Source organism: Streptomyces lavendofoliae (genome assembly GCF_014649735.1).
GTDB lineage: Bacteria > Actinomycetota > Actinomycetes > Streptomycetales > Streptomycetaceae > Streptomyces > Streptomyces lavendofoliae.
In genome coordinates, this window is sequence record NZ_BMTP01000003.1 from 219123 (window position 1) to 239528 (window position 20406).

Sequence of the window (20406 nt, forward strand, 5' to 3'; positions counted from 1 at the left end):
GCGCCCATGCATGCGATCACGATTCCCGAACCCGGTGGTCCCGAGGCTCTCGTGTGGGCCGAGGTGCCCGATCCCGTGCCCGGTGAGGGCGAAGTCCTCGTCGAGGTGGTGGCCGGCGCGGTCAACCGTGCCGACCTCCTGCAACGGCAGGGCTTCTACAACCCTCCGCCCGGCGCCTCTCCGTACCCGGGCCTCGAATGCTCCGGCCGTATCGCGGCCATCGGCCCCGGAGTGGCCGGATGGTCCGTCGGCGACGAGGTGTGCGCCCTCCTGGCTGGCGGCGGCTACGCCGAGAAGGTCGCCGTCCCGGCGGGGCAGGTGCTGCCCGTACCGGAGGGCGTGGATCTGGTGACGGCGGCGGCGCTGCCCGAGGTCACGGCCACCGTCTGGTCGAACGTCTTCATGGTGGCGCACCTGCGGCCCGGTGAGACGCTGCTGGTGCACGGAGGCGCGAGCGGCATCGGCACGATGGCCATTCAGCTCGCCAAGGCGGTGGGCGCACGGGTCGCGGTGACCGCGGGCGGCCCGGAGAAGCTGGCGCGCTGCGCCGAGCTGGGCGCCGACATCCTGATCGACTACCGCGAGCAGGACTTCGTCGAGGAGATCCACAAGGCGACGGACGGGGCCGGCGCGGACGTCATCCTGGACATCATGGGCGCCAAGTACCTGGAGCGGAACGTGAAGGCGCTCGCCGTGAACGGGCGTCTCGCGGTGATCGGCCTCCAGGGCGGCCGGAAGGCCGAACTCGACCTCGGCGCCCTGCTGGACAAGCGTGCGGCGGTGACGGCGACCTCGCTGCGCAAGCGGCCTCTGGAGGAGAAGGCCGCCATCATCGCGGCGGTCCGCGAGCACGTGTGGCCGCTGGTCGGAGCGGGGACCGTCCGCCCGGTGGTCGACCGCATCTGCCCCATGGCGGAAGCGCCGGAGGCCCACCGCACGGTGGAGGCGAGCAGCCACGTGGGCAAGGTGCTGCTGGTCACGCCGTCCGCCTGACGACGGCCCGGTCGCTCCGTCGCCGGCGGCGGCCCGACGACGCCCGGGGCCCGGCGCACACGCGGTGCGCCGGGCCCCGGGAGGTCGGCCTGAGGTACGGCCGGCGGCTACAGGTGCGTACGACCGGCGGTCACCGTCCGGCCGACCGCTACGGACGGTTACAGGTACGGGCCGGAACGAATGGCGCCGTGGCCGCCGTTGTCGTCGTCATCGGTCGGGGCGCCCGGCGGCAGCGCCCGGCGCATCTGCTCCAGCTGGGCGCGGGCCGCCATCTGCTGGGCGAACAGCGCCGTCTGGATGCCGTGGAACAGGCCCTCCAGCCAGCCCACCAACTGGGCCTGAGCGATGCGCAGTTCCGCCTCGGAGGGGATCGCCTCGTCCGTGAACGGCAGCGAGAGACGCTCGAGTTCCGCCACCAGCTCGGGGGCCAGACCGTCCTCCAGCTCCTTCACCGAACTGGCGTGGATCTCCTTCAGGCGGACCCGGCTGGCCTCGTCGAGAGGTGCCGCTCGGACTTCTTCCAGAAGCTGCTTGATCATGCTGCCGATGCGCATGACCTTCGCGGGCTGTTCGACCATTTCCGTCACCGGGACCTCGCGCGACTCGTCGTCACCGTCACCGCCGCCGAGCGCCAATCCGTCCTGTCCTACGACCAGGATCTGCGGGTTCTCGTGCGACCGTTCATTCCTCGGCATCTCCATGCCAGCCATTCTCTCGCACGGGTGCGTCATCACACGGTGTGCCCCCGTACGAGGGTGATCCACCCTCGTACGGGGGCACAACCGCCCGGACGGCGTCCGTCACGTCGCCGCGCGGCGGGCCACGGCCCCGCGCGAGCGCGTGACCAGGGCGGCGAGGAGCGCGGCACCCAGCGGGACGGCGACCAGCAGGGCGGCCAGCGTCCCCCACGGAATGATGATCGGCACGTGCGGCATGTCCATCATGCCGCCGAGGTCCAACGCCTGTTCGTACCAGTTCATCTGCTGGCGCCGTTCGGTCAGCCGCAGCCCGATCGCCGGCAGGACGCCGGCCGCCGACCCGAGCAGCACGCCCATCACGGCGACCACCCCGCACTGGAAGCCGCTGAGCGTCCGCCGCACGCGCGGCGGAGCACCGACGGCCGCCAGCGTCTTCAGGTCGGCCTCCGCGTCGGCCTGGGCCAGACCGGTGGCGATACCGGCCGCGCCGATGGTGATCAGCCCGGCGAAGACGGTCAGCGACAGCAGCACGATGCTGGTCTCACTGACGAACCCCTCTTCCACGTGCAGCTCGGCCCCGGCGCCCGTCTTGGAGAGTTCGTCGTCGAGCTTCTGGCGCTGCTCCGTGCTCGGCATCCGGTCGGTCGAGAAGTACGCCCCGAACGGGACGGTCGTGATGCCCGCCGCCTTGGCGGTGGCAGGCGGCACGATGCCCGCCACGCCGTACGACTCGGTGCCCGGGGCGACCTGGTACGCGTCGAACGACGTGACCCTGCCCGGTGCCTCCTGGCCCTTGGCCACGGCCTCGTCGGCCTTGGCCGGATCGGTGATCAGCCTGATGCCCAGCTTGCCCCCGGCGTCGACCATCGGACGGGAGAACGACACGACCTTGCCCTCGGCCAGTGCCTTCTCGGCCGCCGGGTCCTGGATCGCCAGCACCTTCAGCAGCCCGGCGTCGGCGACGACCAGGCCGCTCTCGGTGGACGGCATGCTCGGCGTCTCCGAGCAGCGCCAGTCCTGGGCCAGCTTGCGGCGCTCGGCCTTGGTGTACTTGTCGGCCGGATCCGAGCCGTCGGGCGTGTACACCCACAGCGGGCACCGGTTGGCCACCGGGATGACGACCTCGTGACGGCCGCAGCCCTTGTTGTCGTCGTACATCCCGCAGCTGGCCTTGCCGACCACGATCCGGTCCACATCGGCCCGCACGTCGACGGGCAGGTTCCTCTGCACCGCGTCGCGCACGGCGGGGACGTCCCGGCCACCGCCTTCCCCGACCATGACGGAGACCGCGCCGTGCGGCAGCCGCGCCTCGTACGCCGCCCGCTGCTGGGCGTCGTCGCTCGCCTGGTACGTGGCCACGGCGACCGTGCCCGCGACGGCGGCCAGCACCGCGGCGACCGCGGGAGCCGTACGCCCCCGGTTGCGCACGGCGTCCCGGAGCGCCAGGCGCGGCGAGAGCGGCAGCCAGCGGCCGGTGCGCCCGAACAGGCCCACCAGGGCGGGCGTCATCGCGACGACACCCAGCTCGGCGAGGGCGCTGCCGCCCGCCACGATGATGAACCGGTCCGAGTAGACCGACCCGTACAGGGCGATCACGGCGCCCAGCAGTACGGCGACCAGACCGACGACGGGCAGGACGCGGCTGCTGCGGCGTACCCCACGACGACCCGTGAGCGAGGCCAGCACCGTCTGGCGGGACGCGGTGACGGCCGGGACCACGGCGGCCAGGAGGCCGGTCAGCACGGCGAGCAGGCCGATGCCGATCAGTTCCAGCGGCCGGACGTCGAAGGCGCCGAAGCGCTTGCCCATGTAGTCCTCCAGCACCGGCTGGAGCGCGAAGGCCAGGAGCAGCCCGAGCACCGTGCCCACGACGGCCGCGGCGACACCGATGACCAGGCCACCGGCCAGGACGATCGCCCTGATGTGCCGGCGGTCGCCGCCGTTGGCACCGACCAGTCCCAGCTGGCGCCGCGAGCGGCGGGCGCCGACGGCGAAGGCGGGGCCGGCGAGCAGGCAGATCTCCAGCATGGCGAGGCCGACGACGGTTCCGGCGGCGGCGAGCGCGGCGGCCTGGGCGGCCGCGCTGTCCTCGTAGGCGCCCCAGCCCTCCTGCTGGAACAGCGGTACGTCGGAGTCGGCCGGCGGGTCGAGGACGACCGCCCGCGAGATGACCATGACGCCCTTGGCGTTGGCCGCCTTCACCATGTTCCACGTGAAACCTTCGGCGTCCGCCGAGCGGGGCAGCGCCAGCAGGTGCGTGGTGCTCCGGCCCGCGCCGGGCATCCCGGCCGCCTCCAGGGCCTTGCCGAGCGGGTCCAGGAACGCGCCGGGCAGCGCGTTGAGCTGGTCGGCCTTGAGGTCGTCGGGCAGCTCGTAGGAGCCGACGATCCGGTACTCGCGGTCGAGTCCCCGCGCGGCCACCGTCGAACCGATACCGAGCCCGCTGGACGCCAGGAAGTGCGTGGTCGCGGCGACCTCGTCGGCCTTCTCCGGGAACCGGCCGTCCTGGAGGGCCATGATGCCCCGGGCCATCGGGTCGGCGGCCTTGAGCTCGCGGATCTCCGTCTGGAGGATCCCGTGGGCGGTGCGGACCTTCCCCGCGCCGCTGGAGTCGGTCAGGGCCGTGGAGCCCGGGGGGAAGGACGCGGAGACGTCCGTCCGGCCCTTGGGCCACGGCTTGTTCTCGTAGTCGCCCACCGGCATGGAGTTCTCCTCCACCGGGTGCTGGAGGATCGGTACCCCGCCGTAGTCGGGGTCGACGATCCGGGCGTCGGCGGCCCCGAGCGACCGGGTCAGCTGCTCCCCGGTGGACAGCTCCGATGTGCGCAGCGTCAGGTCGGCGGCGCTGACCCCGAGGATCGGCAGGGCGATCATCGCCAGGACGAGGAAGCTGCGGCCCTTGTAGCGCCAGGCGTCACGGCGGGCGATGCGCACCGCGGCGCGCCAGGAAGAGAACCAGTTGTTCACCGCTCGGCCGTCCGGCCCGTGAGCAGGGAGTCGGCGTCGCTGCGGACGGTCTGGTCGACGACCGCGCCGTCCCGCAGGAAGACCACCCGGTCGGCCCAGGCGGCGAACCGGGGCTCATGGGTGACCAGGACGCCCGCGGCGCCGCCGTCGCAGCGGGCCCGCAGCAGGGCGAGCACCGACTCACCGGTCTCGGAGTCCAGGGCGCCGGTCGGCTCGTCGGCGAGGACGAGCCGCCGGTCGCCGACCAGCGCCCGGGCTATCGCGACGCGCTGCTGCTGGCCGCCGGACATCTCGTCGGGGAACCGGTCGGCCAGATGGCCGAGGCTCATCTCCTCCAGCGCGGTGATCGCCTCGCGGCGCGCCTTGCGGGCGGAGGTGCCGTCGAGTTCGCGCGGCAGGGCGATGTTCTCGGCGGCGGTGAGCGCCGGGATGAGGTTGTAGTCCTGGAAGACGTACCCGATGCTGCGGCGGCGCAGGGCGGCGAGCGTCTTGCGGTCGGCGGTGGTGATGTCCGTGTTCTCCACGATCACCCGCCCGGAGCTGGGGACGTCCAGGCCGCCGGCGATGGTGAGCAGCGTCGACTTCCCGGAGCCGGACGGGCCCATGACGGCGACGAGTTCACCGGGGAAGACGTCGAGGTCGATTCCCCGCAGGGCGTGGACCTCGGTGGCGCCGGAACCGTGGACACGGGTCAGTTGCTGGAGTTGCAGCACGGGCTGCTGGGGCGAGCGTGATGACGATGACATGGAGAGGGTTCCCCCTTGGCGTACGAACGCGCGGCGGCGCGGCGTACGGAGCGGATGCGTACGGGATGTACGGCGTGCGGGATGCACGGGGTGTGCGGATGTACGGCGTGTGCGGATGTACGAGAGGTGCGGAACCGACGGGAGGAGCGGCACGCCACGCGGGGTCCGGCCGGGTGGCCGCCCCGCCGTGGTGCCGCACGCGGCGGCGGTGAGGATGCCCGGGCGGGGCGGTCCCGCCGGGCGGTGCCGGTCAGCGCCGCCGGTGCGGCGGCGCCGGCCTCCGGGGGCCGGTCACGCCCCCGGGCGGGAGGCCCCCGGGACGGACGCCCCCCGGCAGTGACGCCGCCCCGCCCGGCTCGGGAACGCGCCGGGGCGCGGCCGGCGAGGCGACGACGGCACCGGGCTGCTGGGCGGTGGCGGACAGTCTGATCAGGCGGGCCTCGCAGTGGTCGAGCCACCGCGCCTCCGCCTCCGTCTGGAAGATCAGCTGTTCCAGGACGAGCAGCCACGCCACGTCGTCCCGCTCCCGCTCCGCCCCGCTCTCCAGGGCGGTGAGGGCCTGCGCCTTGAGCCGGGTGTAGTCCTGCATCGCCTTGACGGTGTGGCGGCGCTGCGACTGGATGACGTCCCGGATGTCCACCCCCGGCGCGCCGACCGCCATGGCCAGCTTGATGGCCAGCTCGTCACGGGCCGGGCTGGTGCGGTCGACCGGCCTCTCGAACCAGACCCTGAGTTCCGTCCGGCCCGCGTGAGTGATCGTGTAGAGCGCGTGCCCCGCCTCGTCCTCGCCGTCCTGTTCGACCAGGCCGTCACGCTCGAGGCGGCTGAGCGTCGTGTAGACCTGCCCAACGTTGAGGGGCCAGGTCGAGCCCGTGCGGGATTCGAACTCCGTACGGAGCTGCGAACCGTAACGCGGACCGCGTTCGAGAAGGGCGAGGAGCCCGTGCCTGATGGACATACTCAGTATGTATACCGGGTATGCCGATGCCGACAAGGGACCTGAGAGGGAGGTGCGGGGTCCGTCCTGAGGAGGACGCCCCGGGTCAGCGGCGTCTGATGCGCAGCCCGAGGAAGCCGAGCCCGAGGCCCATCATGGCGAGCCCGATGCCCAGCGTCAGCACCGGAATCTGCCGGTCAGCGAGGGTGTCCGCGGTCTGGGCGGCCGGCTCGTAGGCGGCGGCGGGTGGCGAGTGCGGCGGGTCGGCCGGCGCGGAGGACTCCGTCTCGGGTACCGCTTCGGCCTCCGGTTCCTCCCCCATGGGCAGGTCCGGCGCTGTTGCCGTCCTGGTACGCGCGGGCTCGGCCGAACCGGACGCCGGACCCGGCGACACGTCGTCGTCGGAGGGGCTCATGGACGGCGAGGCCGGCCGTCCCGGACGCTGCCGGCCCTCCCCAACGGGCCGCCCGGCAAACGAGGGAGAGGCGGGGGCGTTCCGCGTCGGGCCGGCGACGGAACCGGGAGCGGTGCCGGCCACGATGCCGTCGCCCGCCCCGGTGGCCGAAGGCGACACGGACGGGGCGGCGACGGGCGAGGGCGTGCCCGACGGCGCGTCACCCGGCAGGACGATCCCCACGTCGGGCTCCACGGCGGGCTCGGTCTGCTCCGCGTACGCGGACGGCGCGCCCCATACCGGGGACGCGGCCAGCAGCAGAGCCGCGACCACCGTCGCACACCGTGAGTCGAGTCTTGGAGCCACCGGGTGACCCCCTCCCGTGCCGAGCCGCCAGGAGCCGCCACGGGCCCCACAACGCACTCAGCGTCACATGGAGCAAGCACCCCGGCATCCCGGGCGACCCCACAGCCACCCACAGGAGTTACACCGCGGACCGAGCATCACGAGGCGAGCAACGCACCGAGCACCGGACACGGAACACCACGGACCGAGCACCGGACACGGAACACCACGGACCGAGCACCGGACACGGAACACCACGGACCGAGCACCGGACACGGAACACCAGGCACCGAGCACCGGACACGGAACACCACGCACCGAGCACCCCGCTCACCGTCCCGCCCCCGCTCACCGTGTCCCGCGCCGGACGTGCTCACCGGACGCGGGGCGGTGAGGTCACTGGCCCGGGTCGCCCGTGGCCACCGTCAGCTCGAAGGTCTGGTTGCCGGGGACCACGGCGGTGCCCTCGGTCGGGAACTGCGAGATCACCTGGTCCTCGGCGAACTGGGGGTCGTCCGTCTCCTTGATCGTGTACTTCCAGCCGGCCGCCTGGATGCAGCTCTTCACCGAGATGACGTCCTTGTAGGTGAAGCTCGGCGCGCGGACCTTCGCCGGGTCGTCGGTGTCCTCCGGGGCGTCCGTGCACTTGGTGGTTTCCATCGTCCGGTGCCGCTCGGGGGGCTTGTGGCCCGCCTGCGGTTCCTCGGCGGACTGGCTGGCGCCGCCGCCCGCCTGCGTACCCGGGTCCTTCTCGTCTTCCCGCATGGACAGGGCCGCGATCAGGCCGCCGATCGCGAGCAGGGCGACCGCGATCGCGCCCACGATGACCGGCATGTTGCTCCGGCCGCCGCCGGACGGCACCGGGGAGCCGGACGCGGTGTGCGTGGTGTGCGCGGGAGACGCGTACGCCGGCGGGGCGGGCGTCTGGTACAGCGCCGCCGACTGCGGCTGGGGCTGCTGCGGGTAGCCGTACGACGGCGTGGGCGCCGGCGTCCCGTAGGGCTGGTACGGCGTCTGGACGCTCTGCGGACCGGGCGCCGGGGTGGTGTTGTCGACCGGCGGGAAGACCGCCGAGCCGACCCCCGAGCCGCTGTTCGCGTGCGGCGCGCCCTGCACGATGACCGGCGCGCCGGTCTGGCCCTGGCCCGCCGACAGCAGCCGCAGGCACTCGTCGCGCATGGCGGCGGCGCTCGGGAAGCGCTCGTTCGGGTTCTTCTTCAGCGCGCGCGCCACCAGCGCGTCCATCGCCGGGGTGATCGACCGGTTGATGGAGGACGGCGCGGCCGGCTCCTCCTGCACATGGGCGTACGCGATGGCCAGCGGCGAGTCCGCGTCGAACGGGATGCGCCCGGTCAGCAGCTGGAACAGCATGATGCCGACCGAGTACAGGTCGGAACGCGCGTCCACCCCCCGCCCCAGCGCCTGCTCCGGCGACAGGTACTGCGGTGTGCCGACGACCATGCCGGTCTGCGTCATCGAGGTGACGCCCGACTGCATGGCGCGCGCGATGCCGAAGTCCATGACCTTGACCACGCCGCGCTTGGTCATCATCACGTTGCCCGGCTTGATGTCGCGGTGGACCAGGCCCATCTCGTGACTGGTCTCCAGCGCCGCCAGCACGTCGGCGGTGACCTTGAGCGCCTTGTCGGCCGGCATCGCGCCATGGGCCTGGATGTCGGCCTGGAGCACCGACCCGAGGGGCTGGCCCTCCACGTACTCCATGACGATGTACGGCATCAGCGAGCCGCCGAGGTCGTCCTCGCCGGTGTCGAAGACCGACACGATGTTGGTGTGCTGCAGCTTGGCGACGGCCTGCGCCTCGCGGCGGAAGCGCTCGCGGAACGACTGCTCCCGCCCCAGCTCCGTGTGGAGCGTCTTGATGGCGACCTGCCGGTCCAGCGCACTGTCGTACGCCAGGTACACGGACGCCATGCCGCCTTCGCCGAGCAGGTCGCGAAGCTGGTACCGGCCACCCGCCACCGAGCCGCCCGCATAGCGGCCCTGTGCGCCGTCCTGGCTCATGTCTTGCTCCCCCGTGCGCGCGCGTCCGTGGTGGCCGCGGTGAATCGCGGTGATCCGGTTTTTACGGGCCAAGTCTGCCCGAGGGCAGTGACACGTCAAGCCGGGTGCCCGTTCCGTGACCGTACGCACAGGAAGCGTCTCGGAAGTGTTACCGGACCCGTACCGGACCGCCATGGAACCAGCGGGAGATTTGCACAGGCGTACGGGGAACCGGTTGGATGGCCGGTCAATCTCGAACCGGGGCGGCGCGCGGAGGCTGTAGCGTGACGTGACGTAGTACCCCTTAAGACACGGCGGCACACCGCACGCGCAGAGCAAGCGGACAGAAACGACGGCGAGGACTGATGGCATCCGAATCCGAGGCAGGCGGCGGCGGAGGAGCGCCGGAGTCCGCCGAGTGGGGCGCCGGCGGACTCGTCGGAGACGGCCGCTACCGGCTGACCCACCGTCTCGGCCGGGGCGGCATGGCCGAGGTGTTCGCGGCGGAGGACGTACGGCTGGGCCGTACCGTGGCCGTGAAGCTGCTGCGTGCCGACCTCGCCGAGGACCCGGTCTCCAAGGCCCGCTTCACCCGCGAGGCGCAGTCCGTCGCGGGGCTCAACCACCACGCCATCGTCGCCGTGTACGACTCCGGCGAGGACGTGGTGAACGGCCAGTCCGTGCCGTACATCGTGATGGAGCTGGTCGAGGGCCGTACCATCCGCGACCTGCTGATCAACGCGGAGGCACCGCCGCCGGAGCAGGCGCTGATCATCGTCTCCGGTGTGCTGGAGGCCCTGGCCTACTCGCACCAGCACGGCATCGTGCACCGGGACATCAAGCCCGCGAACGTGATCATCACGCACAGCGGCGCGGTCAAGGTGATGGACTTCGGCATCGCCCGCGCCCTGCACGGCGCGCAGTCGACGATGACCCAGACCGGCATGGTCATGGGCACCCCGCAGTACCTCTCGCCGGAGCAGGCCCTCGGCAAGGCCGTCGACCACCGCTCCGACCTGTACGCCACGGGCTGCCTGCTGTACGAGCTGCTCGCGCTCCGGCCGCCGTTCACCGGTGAGACACCGTTGTCGGTGGTCTACCAGCACGTCCAGGACATCCCGGTCCCGCCGTCCGAGGTCTCCGACGTCGCGCCGCCGGAGCTCGACGGCCTGGCCATGCGCGCGCTCGCCAAGGACCCGGACGACCGGTTCCAGAGCGCCGAGGAGATGCGCGGCCTGGTCCAGTACGGGCTTCAGATGCTTCAGCAGCAGGGCAGCCACACCGGCACCTGGAACACCGGCCCGGTCGAGCTGCACGAGGGCGGCCGGACCCCGGCGGGCGGTGTCGCGGCGACCGCCGCGATGGGCCACCCGCTGCACGGCGACACCTCGCAGGGCCCGCTCCTGCCGCCGGCGAACCCCGACGACGGCGCCTACGCGTACGACGGCGGGCAGGGCCGCAAGAGCGGTCGCGGCAAGATGTGGCTGTTCGCGGCGCTCGCGCTCATCGCGATCGTGGCGGGTGTGGCGTACGCGCTCGACCAGACCAAGAAGCCGGCGGACGACGGCAAGGAGAAGCCCCCGGCCAGCACCGCGCCGTCCAAGCCCGGCGACACCACCAAGCCCACGCCGTCGGACAAGAAGACGGACGAGAAGACGGAGGACCCGGGCGGGTCCACGGGCGGCGGGAACGGCGGCAACGGCAGCAACTGGGGCGGCTGGAACCCCGACCCGTCGCAGCCGCAGACCAACAACCCGCCCCCGCCCACCGGCGGTATGCCGTCGACCCCCGGCACCACCGAGGGCACCGACCAGGGCGGCACCACGGACGGCGGTACCGACCAGGGCGGGACGACCGACGGCGGCACCGACCAGGGCGGCACCACGGACGGCGGTACCGACCAGGGCGGCACCACGGACGGCGGTACCGACCAGGGCGGGACGACCGACGGTGGCACCGACCAGGGCGGCACCACCAGCGGCACCACCGACCAGGGCGGCACCACGGACGGGGGCACCGACCAGGGCGCGACCACCACGGGCGGCGGGGGCGCCTGAGCCGCGCGGACACACGGACACACGGACACACGGAGCGCGGGCGGCGGTCCCGGGGGCGCACCCCCGGGGCGCACCCCTGAGGCCGGTCACCCGGCGAAGGCGTCGCGGACCGCCTCGTACTCCCGTGTCCACCACACCGCCAGGGCCGACGCCGCGGGGAACTGCGGGTCGGCCCTGCCGTCGTGCAGCTGGTAGCGCCAGCGCAGTATCCAGAAGTCGTTCAGCCGCTCCCACCACACGCGGTGCACCGCCGCCGCCAGCTCCGCCGGGTCCGCCCCGGCCGCCCGCCGGTACGCGCGCGCGTAGGCGCGGACCTTCTCCAGCTCCAGGCCCCCGGCCGGCTGTACGAAGAAGATCGCGGCCGCCCGGACCGCCTCCTCCGCCCGCGGCTGCACACCCAGCCGGTCCCAGTCGACGATCGCGGCGGGCTCCGCGCCCCGGTAGAGCAGGTTCAGCGGGTGGAAGTCCCCGTGCACCCAGCCGCCCGCAGAGGCCGGGGGCGGACGGCGGTGGGCGTGGTCGGCCAGCAGCCGCCGGCGCTCCAGCAGCCGGTGCTCGGCGAGCTCGTCGAAGGCGTCCCGGGGCCGGCGGGCCCGCGCCAGGGCGAGCAGCCGGTCGATGACCCGGAAGGTCTCCTCGGGGTCGGCGCTGCGGTGCCGGCGGTCGCCGTGCGGCTCCATGACCTGCTCCAGGCAGGTGTGCACCAGCCCCAGGAGCGCGCCCAGGCGCCGGGACCCGGCCGCCGACAGCTGTGCCCCGGCCCGGTGCCGGCCCTCGACCCACGGGTGCAGGGCGTAGCAGCGGCCGTCGATCTCCGCGACGGTGTCGCCCTCCGCGTCGGGCAGTGGCGGGGCCACGGGGACGCCGAGGGCGTGCAGGCGCTGGGTGGCGCGGTGCTGGCGGACGATGGTGACCCGGTCGGCGGTGGGGGCGTCCAGGTGCTGTTTGAGGAAGTAGGCGCCGTGGGTGGTGGCGAGACGGTAGCCGCGGTTGAGGAGGCCCTGGGTGACGGGTACGCAGGAGAGGGGTTCGCCCGGGTTGTCGTAGCGGCGCAGGAGCGCACTCACGGGTGGGGCGGCGGTTGCAGATGAGCGCGGCACTCACCAGATGTTAGATCACGGAGCGTGGTGACGGAGTCGCTCCTCGGAACCTCATACTCCGGAACTGTCCAGGAAGTGGACGGTCGCGAACTCGGGTCGCACGCGCGCGTACGCAGGGGCGAACGCGGAACCGTGCCCCCGCGCCCGCCCCGCGCCCGCCCCCGGGCCGGCTCAGCGCCGTTCGGCCTGGAGGCGGGCGACGTAGGCCGCCGCCTGGGAGCGCCGCTCCATGCCCAGCTTGGACAGCAGGCTGGAGACGTAGTTCTTGATCGTCTTCTCGGCCAGGTGCAGCCGCTCGCCGATCGCGCGGTTGGTCAGTCCCTCCCCGATCAAATCGAGGATCCGGCGCTCCTGGTCGGTCAGGGCCGCCAGTCGGTCGTCCCCCTTCGGGCCGGTGCCGTCCCGAAGCCGCTCCAGTACGCGCGCGGTGGCCACCGGGTCCAGCAGCGACCTGCCGGCCGCCACGTCCCGTACCGCCGTCAGCAGCTCGCTGCCGCGGATCGCCTTCAGGACGTACCCGGAGGCACCCGCCATGATCGCGTCGAAGAGCGCCTCGTCGTCCGCGAAGGAGGTGAGCATCAGGCATTTGATGGATTCGTCCAGGGCGCGGACCTCACGGCACACCTCGACCCCGCTGCCATCGGGCAGGCGCACGTCGAGAATCGCCACGTCCGGACGGGTCGCCGGAATCCTGACCAGGGCGTCTGCCGCCGTACCGGCCTCCCCGACGACCTCGATGTCGCCCTCGACGGAGAGCATTTCGTGGACGCCCCGCCGGACGACTTCGTGGTCGTCCAACAGAAATACGGTGATTTTTCCTTCTTCGCGCACGGCCTCAGTCTCACATACTGACTCTTCCCGTGCCCGGGGTGCGCGGGATAACGTGCCCCCTGTTCCGGCGGCTCACAAGGCTGTGACCAGTCATTTGTCCACCCCTTTGCGATTTACTTGGAAATCCAAGCAAAAACGCAGGTCAAAGGGGGTTTCGCAGTAATGCGGTGCACTGGGTAACGTGCCTATGACAGGGGGCTCGCCGGGGCACCTGTCACGCCTGTTCCCGGTCGAGGGCACCCACCCCGTGCACACGTACGGAGACAGGCGAGCCGCTCTCCCGCGCTCTATCGGAGCAGGGAGAACCCCAGCCATCCCGGCGGACCCCGGGGGCCGGACAGACGGAGGAGCACGCACGTGACCGTGGAAGGCACTGCCGCGCGCAAGCCGCGACGCAGCAGTAAGCGCACCAGCGCGAGCGCGACCAAGGCAGCCGGCGCCCTGAGCGCCGAGCCCCAGCTCGTACAGTTGCTGACGCCCGAGGGTGAGCGCGTCCAGCACCCGGAGTACGACATCGACCTCAGCCCCGACGAGCTGCGCGGCCTCTACCGCGACATGGTGCTGACCCGCCGGTTCGATGCCGAGGCGACCTCCCTCCAGCGCCAGGGCGAGCTGGGCCTGTGGGCCTCGCTCCTCGGCCAGGAGGCCGCGCAGATCGGCTCCGGCCGGGCTCTGCGGGACGACGACTACGTATTCCCCACCTACCGCGAACACGGTGTCGCCTGGTGCCGCGGGGTCGACCCGACGAACCTGCTCGGGATGTTCCGTGGCGTCAACCACGGCGGCTGGGACCCCACCAGCAACAATTTCCACCTCTACACGATCGTCATCGGCTCGCAGACCCTGCACGCCACCGGTTACGCCATGGGCGTCGCCAAGGACGGCGCGGACTCCGCCGTGATCGCGTACTTCGGGGACGGTGCCTCCAGCCAGGGCGACGTCGCGGAATCGTTCACCTTCTCCGCGGTCTACAACGCCCCGGTCGTCTTCTTCTGCCAGAACAACCAGTGGGCGATCAGCGAGCCCACCGAGAAGCAGACCCGCGTCCCGCTCTACCAGCGCGCGCAGGGCTTCGGCTTCCCGGGCGTCCGGGTCGACGGCAACGACGTCCTGGCCTGTCTGGCCGTGACCCGCTCCGCCCTGGAGCGCGCCCGCCGGGGCGAGGGCCCGACCCTCGTCGAGGCGTTCACGTACCGGATGGGTGCCCACACCACGTCCGACGACCCGACCCGCTACCGCCTCGACGACGAGCGGGCGGCGTGGGAGGCCAAGGACCCGATCCTGCGGCTGCGCACGTACCTGGAGAAGGAGCGCCTGGCGGACGCCGCCTGGTTCGAGGAGCTGGAGGCCGAGTCGGAGTCGCTCGGCAAGCGCGTCCGCGAGGCCGTCCGGGCCATGCCCGACCCGGAGCACATGGCGATGTTCGACCACGTGTACGCGGACGGGCACGCGCTCGTCGACGAGGAGCGCGCGCAGTTCGCCGCCTACCAGGCGTCCTTCGCGGACGGGGAGGACAAGTAACCATGGCCGTACAGAAACTCCCCCTCGCCAAGGCGCTCAACGAGTCGCTGCGCAAGGCGCTGGAGACCGACCCCAAGGTCCTCGTCATGGGCGAGGACGTCGGCAAGCTCGGCGGTGTGTTCCGGGTGACCGACGGGCTCCAGAAGGACTTCGGCGAGGAGCGGGTCATCGACACCCCGCTCGCCGAGTCCGGCATCGTCGGCACCGCGATCGGCCTGGCGCTGCGCGGCTACCGCCCGGTGGTGGAGATCCAGTTCGACGGGTTCGTCTTCCCCGCCTACGACCAGATCGTCACGCAGCTGGCGAAGATGCACGCCCGGGCGCTCGGAAAGATCAAGCTGCCGGTCGTCGTCCGCATCCCCTACGGCGGCGGCATCGGCGCGGTGGAACACCACAGCGAGTCGCCCGAGGCGCTGTTCGCGCACGTCGCGGGCCTGAAGGTGGTCTCGCCCTCGAACTCGTCGGACGCCTACTGGATGCTCCAGCAGGCGATCCAGAGCGACGACCCGGTGATCTTCTTCGAGCCGAAGCGGCGCTACTGGGACAAGGGCGAGGTCGACACCGAGGCCATCCCCGGCGAGCTGCACAAGGCCCGCACCGTGCGGGAGGGCACCGACCTGACCCTGGCCGCCTACGGGCCCATGGTGAAGCTGTGCCTGGAGGCGGCCGCGGTCGCCGCCGAGGAGGGCCGCTCGGTGGAGGTCCTCGACCTGCGGTCGATGTCCCCGATCGACTTCGACGCCGTCCAGGCGTCGGTGGAGAAGACCCGCCGGCTGGTCGTCGTGCACGAGGCGCCGGTGTTCTACGGCTCGGGCGCCGAGATCGCCGCCCGCATCACCGAACGGTGCTTCTACCACCTGGAGGCACCGGTCCTGCGGGTCGGCGGCTACCACGCCCCGTATCCGCCGGCGCGGCTGGAAGAGGAGTACCTGCCGGGCCTGGACCGGGTGCTCGACGCCGTCGACCGCTCGCTCGCGTACTGAGGAGACCCACTGTGATCCGCGATTTCAAGATGCCGGACGTGGGCGAGGGCCTCACCGAGGCCGAGATCCTCAAGTGGTACGTCCAGCCCGGTGACACCGTCAGCGACGGCCAGGTCGTCTGCGAGGTCGAGACGGCCAAGGCGGCCGTCGAGCTGCCCAGCCCGTACGACGGCGTCGTCCACGAGCTGCGCTTCCCCGAGGGCACGACGGTCGACGTCGGCGAGGTGATCATCTCGGTGAACGTCGGCGGTGACGCCGCCGGGCAGCCGCAGACCGCCCAGCCGGCCGCCGCCGAACCGGCCGCCAAGGACGCCGCCACCGAGGTCGCCGAGGACGCCCGGCCGGCGGGCCGCCAGCCCGTGCTGGTCGGCTACGGGGTGGCCGAGACCTCCACGAAGCGCCGCCCCCGCAAGGGCGCCGCCGCCGCGGAGCAGGCGGTCGCCCAGGCCGCCGTGCAGGGCGAACTGAACGGACACGCGGGCGCCGCCGGCACGGCTCCCGCACCCGCCCCCGCCGCGCCGGTCACCGGCACCGACCGGCCCCTGGCCAAGCCGCCCGTGCGGAAGCTGGCCAAGGACCTGGGGGTCGACCTCGCGACGGTGGTCCCGACCGGCCCGGACGGGATCATCACCCGCGAGGACGTGCACGCGGCGGTGGACCTGGCCGCCGCCTCGGTCGCCGCGCCCGCCGCCGTACCCGTGCAGCCGCAGGCCACGCCGCGGCAGGAGCGGCCGGCCACCGGCCGCGAGACCCGCGTCCCCATCAAGGGCGTCCGCAAGGCCACCGCCCAGGCGATGATCGGGTCCGCCTTCACCGCGCCGCACGTCACCGAGTTCATCACGGTCGACGTCACCCGGACGATGAAGCTGGTCGAGGAGCTCAAGTCCGACAAGGACATGGCCGGGCTCCGGGTGAACCCGCTGCTGCTCGTCGCGAAGGCGCTGCTCGTCGCGATCAAGCGCAACCCGGAGATCAACGCCTCGTGGGACGAGGCCGCCCAGGAGATCGTGCTCAAGCACTACGTCAACCTGGGCATCGCGGCCGCCACGCCGCGCGGCCTGATCGTGCCGAACATCAAGGACGCGCACGACAAGACGCTGCCCGAACTGGCCGCCTCACTCGGCGAACTGGTGTCCACCGCCCGTGAGGGGAAGACGACCCCGGCGGCCATGCAGGGCGGCACGGTGACCATCACCAACGTCGGTGTCTTCGGCGTGGACACCGGTACGCCGATCCTCAACCCGGGCGAGTCCGCGATCCTCGCGGTCGGGGCGATCAAGCTCCAGCCGTGGGTCCACAAGGGCAAGGTGAAGCCCCGTCAGGTCACCACCCTGGCCCTGTCGTTCGACCACCGGCTGGTCGACGGCGAGCTGGGCTCCAAGGTGCTGGCGGACATCGCAGCGGTGCTGGAGCGGCCCAAGCGGCTGATCACCTGGGCCTGACGGCCCGGGGCACACGGACAAGGGCCCGGACGCGACGGCGCGTCCGGGCCCTTCACCGTGTCGTGTGCGCGGCGGTCAGTCGCGCTGGGCACCCGCCGGGAGGGAGCGCAGCTCCATGGTCCTGGCCGTGGTGGAACCGAAGCCGAAGTCCAGCAGCTTCGCCGCGTCGTTGAAGCGGTCGGGGGCGTTCAGGACGACACCCACATAGGTCTTGGTGCCGCGGGTGGCCGCGAAGACCAGGCACGGGCCGGCCGTCGTACCGGTACCCGTCTTGATGCCGACGGCGCCGCTGTAGGAGCCGAGCAGCTTGTTGGTGTTGTACCAGGTGTACGTGCGCGTACCGCCGGTGCTGGTGGTCGCGGTGGTCTTGTACGAGGTCGCCTTGACGACGTCGCGGAAGGCGGCGCTGCTGAAGGCGTGGCGCGCGAGCTTCGCGAGGTCCGGCGGGGTCGTGTAGTTGTTGCCGGTCGTCGAGATGCCGTCGAAGGAGTCGAACTTCGTGTTCGTCATCCCGAGCTGCGACGCCTTGGCGTTCATCTTGGCGATGAACGACTTGGTGCGGGCGGCGGTGGTGGTGCCGGTGCCGTAGGCGTCGGCGAGCGCGTACGCGGCGTCGCAGCCGGACGGCAGCATCAGACCGGACAGCAGCTGGCGGACCGTCACCTTGTCGCCGGTCTTCAGGTCGGCGGTGCTCGCGCCCGTCCTGACGACGTAGTCGCGGTATTCCTGCTTGATGGTGATCTTGCGGTTCAGGTCGACACCGGGAGTGGTGAGGACCACGATGGCCGTGGCCACCTTGGTGGTGCTGGCCATCTGACGGCGGGTGGTGTTCGCCTTGCCGTAGACGGCCTTGCCCGTCGCCTGGTCCACCATGAAGCCGCCCTTGGCGCTGATGGAGGGGATCGGCGTGGCCGCCGCGGCCGGCGCGGCGAGCGGGGAGGCGGTCAGCAGCAGGCCGCCCGCGAGGGCGACCGTGGTGGCGCGGCGCACGGCCGTGTTCATCGATATCAAAGGAAAACGCTCCGAGTTCGAGTCTCGAGTACGTCGAAAACGCCTCAACCTGACGGGCCGGAAAACCGGTGCCCGTAAAGAGACGCGCGAGCGTGCCCGAAGGATGCACGGAAACCCGAGTTCCGTGGGAAAGACGGCGCGTGTGGTGCGGGTCGTGTGACGCGGGTCACCGCGGCCGGGTGGCGTGGGTCGTCCGCACGGGGCTCGTGGTGCCCCCGGGTTGTGAGTTCCGTCCTACCGCTCCGCCGACCCGCCCGTGATGCACCCCTCTTGTATCTATGCTGTAGGCATGCCTTCCGCCCCTCCCGCCGCCGACCGCGTCTACACCCACGTCAAGCAAGCCGTCCTCGACCGCCGCTACCAGGGCGGGACGCTCCTCACCGAAGGGGAGCTCGCCGAGGCCGTCGGGGTGTCCCGTACTCCCGTACGGGAAGCGCTGCTCAAGCTGGAGATGGAGGGCCTGCTGAAGCTGTACCCCAAGAAGGGCGCGCTGGTCCTCGCCGTCTCCGCGCAGGAGATCGCCGACGTCGTCGAAACGCGGCTGCTCGTCGAGGAGTTCGCCGTGCGCAAGGCCGTCCCCGCGCCCGCGCGGCTCCTGGAGCGGCTGGAGGAGCTGCTGGACGAGCAGCGGCGGCGGGCCGACGAGGGCGACCTCGCCGCCGTCGCGGTCACCGACCGCTGCTTCCACGCCGAGATCGTCCGCAGCGCGGGCAACGAGATCCTCTCCCGCCTCTACGACCAGATGCGGGACCGGCAACTGCGCATGGGCGTGGCCGTGATGGAGGCCCACCCCGACCGCGTCGCCAAGAACGTCGCCGAGCACGCCGAGATCCTCGCCGCGCTCCGCGCCGGTGACGCCGAGGGCGCCGCCCGGTGCGTGCGCCGCCACGTCAGCCGCGTCAAGGTCCTGGTCAGGGGGGAGGACCGGTGAGCAGCCCCGCCGCCCTGTCCCTGCCCTCCGATCCGCCCGGCGGCCGCCGCGCCGCCCTCGTGTGGGGCGTCGGCGTGTGCGTCTACCTCGTCGCCGTCATCTTCCGCACGTCGCTGGGCGTCGCCGGACTCGACGCCGCCGACCGTTTCGACGTCAACGCATCCGCCCTGTCGACCTTCTCCATCCTCCAGCTGCTCGTCTACGCCGGCATGCAGATACCCGTCGGCCTGATGGTCGACCGGCTCGGCACCAAGAAGGTCCTCACGCTGGGCGTGGTCCTCTTCACCCTCGGCCAGCTGGGCTTCGCGCTCTCCCCCTCGTACGGCATGGCCCTGGCCTCCCGCGCGCTCCTCGGCTGCGGCGACGCGATGACGTTCATCTCCGTGCTCCGGCTGGGCACGCGCTGGTTCCCCGCCCGCCGCGGGCCGCTCATCGCGCAGGTCGCCGGGCTCTTCGGGGTCGTCGGGAACCTCGTCTCCACGATCGTGATAGCCCGGACCCTGGACGGGCTCGGCTGGACGGCGACGTTCGCCGGCAGCTCGCTGGCCGGGCTGGTCGTCCTGGCGCTGCTCGTGCTCTTCCTGAAGGACCACCCCGAGGGGTACGAGCCGGAGCCCGCCCGCCACGCGGGCGCGGCGTACGTCCGCCGCCAGATCGCCCGCTCCTGGCAGGAGCCCGGCACCCGGCTCGGGATGTGGGTGCACTTCACCACCCAGTTCCCCGCGATGGTGTTCCTGCTGCTGTGGGGGCTGCCCTTCCTCGTCGAGGAGCAGGGCCTGTCCCGGGGGGCGGCCGGCGACATGCTCACCCTGACCGTGCTCTCCAACATGGTCTTCGGCATGACCTACGGCCAGATCATCGCCCGGCACCACGGGGCGCGGGTGCCGCTCGCGCTCGGCACGGTCGCGGCCACCACCGCCGTGTGGGCGGCCACCCTCGCCCACCCGGGCGGCCACGCCCCGATGTGGCTCCTGGTGACGCTGTGCGTCGTCCTCGGCGCCTGCGGGCCCGCGTCCATGATCGGCTTCGACTTCGCGCGTCCGGCGAACCCGCCGGAACGGCAGGGCACGGCGTCCGGCATCGTCAACATGGGTGGCTTCACCGCCTCCATCACCACGCTGCTGGCCGTCGGCGTGCTGCTCGACGCCACCGGCGACGACTACCGCGTCGCCTTCTCGTCCGTCTTCGCGCTCCAGGCCCTGGGCGTCACGCAGATCCTGCGGCTCCGGGCGCGCACGGCCCGGCGCGAGCGGGACCGGCTGGTGGCGAGCCGGGTGGAGACCGTCCACGTCCCGGCCGCGTAGGCGTCCGCCCCCGCCTCGCCCGTGGGCCGGCCCCGCGCTGGTCCGGCCCGCGTGCCGCGCGTGAGCCCGGCTCCGCAACGTGAGCCCGGCTCCGCGACGTGAGCCCGGCTCCGCGACGTGAGCCCGGCTCCGCGACGTGCCGCGC

At 72.3% G+C, this 20406-nt stretch carries 16 protein-coding genes; 7 read left to right on the forward strand and 9 right to left on the reverse strand.

Features of this window, described 5'->3' with window-relative positions; all coding sequences use genetic code 11:
- Positions 1–6: 6 nt before the first annotated feature.
- Positions 7–993, forward strand: a complete 987-nt coding sequence (locus IE109_RS06650) for an NAD(P)H-quinone oxidoreductase (protein WP_189549805.1) — start codon at positions 7–9, stop codon at positions 991–993.
- A 158-nt stretch (positions 994–1151) separates the two neighbouring features.
- On the opposite strand, the gene IE109_RS06655 is transcribed toward IE109_RS06650, so the two are convergent.
- From IE109_RS06655 to IE109_RS06680, 6 genes are all read right to left on the reverse strand, one after another.
- Complete coding sequence (locus tag IE109_RS06655) at positions 1152–1694, reverse strand: bacterial proteasome activator family protein (protein WP_189549806.1); 543 nt, start codon at positions 1692–1694, stop codon at positions 1152–1154.
- A gap of 99 nt (positions 1695–1793) precedes the next feature.
- On the reverse strand, positions 1794–4658 hold the full coding sequence (locus tag IE109_RS06660) for an FtsX-like permease family protein (RefSeq protein WP_189549807.1): 2865 nt from the start codon (positions 4656–4658) through the stop codon (positions 1794–1796).
- Positions 4655–5404, reverse strand: coding sequence for an ABC transporter ATP-binding protein (locus IE109_RS06665; protein WP_189549808.1), 750 nt, complete (start codon positions 5402–5404; stop codon positions 4655–4657). Before IE109_RS06665 ends, IE109_RS06660 begins: the two co-directional genes overlap by 4 nt.
- Before the next feature lie 250 nt (positions 5405–5654).
- Positions 5655–6362 carry a PadR family transcriptional regulator gene (locus tag IE109_RS06670; protein WP_229890640.1) on the reverse strand — a complete coding sequence of 236 codons (708 nt, stop codon included), beginning with the start codon at positions 6360–6362 and terminating at the stop codon, positions 5655–5657.
- 85 nt (positions 6363–6447) lie between these two features.
- On the reverse strand, positions 6448–7068 hold the full coding sequence (locus tag IE109_RS33020; protein WP_229890642.1) for a hypothetical protein: 621 nt from the start codon (positions 7066–7068) through the stop codon (positions 6448–6450).
- A gap of 408 nt (positions 7069–7476) precedes the next feature.
- Entirely contained in the window at positions 7477–9102 is a 1626-nt protein-coding gene (locus IE109_RS06680; protein WP_189549809.1) for a protein kinase domain-containing protein, read from the reverse strand.
- Positions 9103–9446: 344 nt separating this feature from the next.
- On the opposite strand from IE109_RS06680, the gene IE109_RS06685 reads away from it, so the two are divergent.
- The gene (locus IE109_RS06685; RefSeq protein ID WP_189549810.1) at positions 9447–11138 is read left to right on the forward strand and encodes a protein kinase domain-containing protein; all 1692 of its coding nucleotides are present in this window, start codon (positions 9447–9449) and stop codon (positions 11136–11138) included.
- Positions 11139–11224: 86 nt separating this feature from the next.
- Here IE109_RS06685 and IE109_RS06690 read toward each other — a convergent pair whose 3' ends face one another.
- Complete coding sequence (locus IE109_RS06690) at positions 11225–12238, reverse strand: phosphotransferase (RefSeq protein WP_189549811.1); 1014 nt, start codon at positions 12236–12238, stop codon at positions 11225–11227.
- A gap of 171 nt (positions 12239–12409) precedes the next feature.
- Positions 12410–13069, reverse strand: a complete 660-nt coding sequence (locus IE109_RS06695) for a response regulator (protein ID WP_189549812.1) — start codon at positions 13067–13069, stop codon at positions 12410–12412.
- Positions 13070–13426: 357 nt separating this feature from the next.
- On the opposite strand from IE109_RS06695, the gene pdhA reads away from it, so the two are divergent.
- From pdhA to IE109_RS06710, 3 genes are read left to right on the forward strand one after another with little or no spacing between them, the layout of a single operon-like run.
- The gene (gene pdhA / locus IE109_RS06700; RefSeq protein WP_189549813.1) at positions 13427–14590 is read left to right on the forward strand and encodes a pyruvate dehydrogenase (acetyl-transferring) E1 component subunit alpha; all 1164 of its coding nucleotides are present in this window, start codon (positions 13427–13429) and stop codon (positions 14588–14590) included.
- Positions 14591–14592: 2 nt separating this feature from the next.
- Entirely contained in the window at positions 14593–15573 is a 981-nt protein-coding gene (locus tag IE109_RS06705; protein ID WP_189549814.1) for an alpha-ketoacid dehydrogenase subunit beta, read from the forward strand.
- Between the two features lie 29 nt (positions 15574–15602).
- Positions 15603–17015, forward strand: a complete 1413-nt coding sequence (locus IE109_RS06710; protein WP_189550107.1) for a dihydrolipoamide acetyltransferase family protein — start codon at positions 15603–15605, stop codon at positions 17013–17015.
- A gap of 75 nt (positions 17016–17090) precedes the next feature.
- Here the strand turns inward: IE109_RS06710 and IE109_RS06715 are convergent, their stop codons facing one another.
- Positions 17091–18017: a D-alanyl-D-alanine carboxypeptidase family protein gene (locus IE109_RS06715; protein ID WP_189549815.1), complete on the reverse strand. Its 927-nt coding sequence runs from the start codon at positions 18015–18017 to the stop codon at positions 17091–17093.
- A 298-nt stretch (positions 18018–18315) separates the two neighbouring features.
- On the opposite strand from IE109_RS06715, the gene IE109_RS06720 reads away from it, so the two are divergent.
- On the forward strand, positions 18316–18957 hold the full coding sequence (locus IE109_RS06720) for a GntR family transcriptional regulator (protein WP_189549816.1): 642 nt from the start codon (positions 18316–18318) through the stop codon (positions 18955–18957).
- On the forward strand, positions 18954–20261 hold the full coding sequence (locus IE109_RS06725) for an MFS transporter (RefSeq protein WP_189549817.1): 1308 nt from the start codon (positions 18954–18956) through the stop codon (positions 20259–20261). The genes IE109_RS06720 and IE109_RS06725 overlap by 4 nt, the downstream gene beginning before the upstream one ends.
- Positions 20262–20406 lie beyond the last annotated feature (145 nt).

Bases quoted from the DNA above. Each gene is read 5' to 3' on its own strand.
- IE109_RS06680 (WP_189549809.1), bottom strand. From the start codon at position 9,102: ATGAGCCAGGACGGCGCACAGGGCCGCTATGCGGGCGGCTCGGTGGCG.
- IE109_RS06655 (WP_189549806.1), bottom strand. From the start codon at position 1,694: ATGGAGATGCCGAGGAATGAACGGTCGCACGAGAACCCGCAGATCCTG.
- IE109_RS06705 (WP_189549814.1), top strand. From the start codon at position 14,593: ATGGCCGTACAGAAACTCCCCCTCGCCAAGGCGCTCAACGAGTCGCTG.
- IE109_RS06685 (WP_189549810.1), top strand. From the start codon at position 9,447: ATGGCATCCGAATCCGAGGCAGGCGGCGGCGGAGGAGCGCCGGAGTCC.
- IE109_RS06720 (WP_189549816.1), top strand. From the start codon at position 18,316: ATGCCTTCCGCCCCTCCCGCCGCCGACCGCGTCTACACCCACGTCAAG.
- IE109_RS06665 (WP_189549808.1), bottom strand. From the start codon at position 5,404: ATGTCATCGTCATCACGCTCGCCCCAGCAGCCCGTGCTGCAACTCCAG.
- IE109_RS06670 (WP_229890640.1), bottom strand. From the start codon at position 6,362: ATGTCCATCAGGCACGGGCTCCTCGCCCTTCTCGAACGCGGTCCGCGT.
- IE109_RS06715 (WP_189549815.1), bottom strand. From the start codon at position 18,017: ATGAACACGGCCGTGCGCCGCGCCACCACGGTCGCCCTCGCGGGCGGC.
- IE109_RS06710 (WP_189550107.1), top strand. From the start codon at position 15,603: ATGCCGGACGTGGGCGAGGGCCTCACCGAGGCCGAGATCCTCAAGTGG.
- IE109_RS06650 (WP_189549805.1), top strand. From the start codon at position 7: ATGCATGCGATCACGATTCCCGAACCCGGTGGTCCCGAGGCTCTCGTG.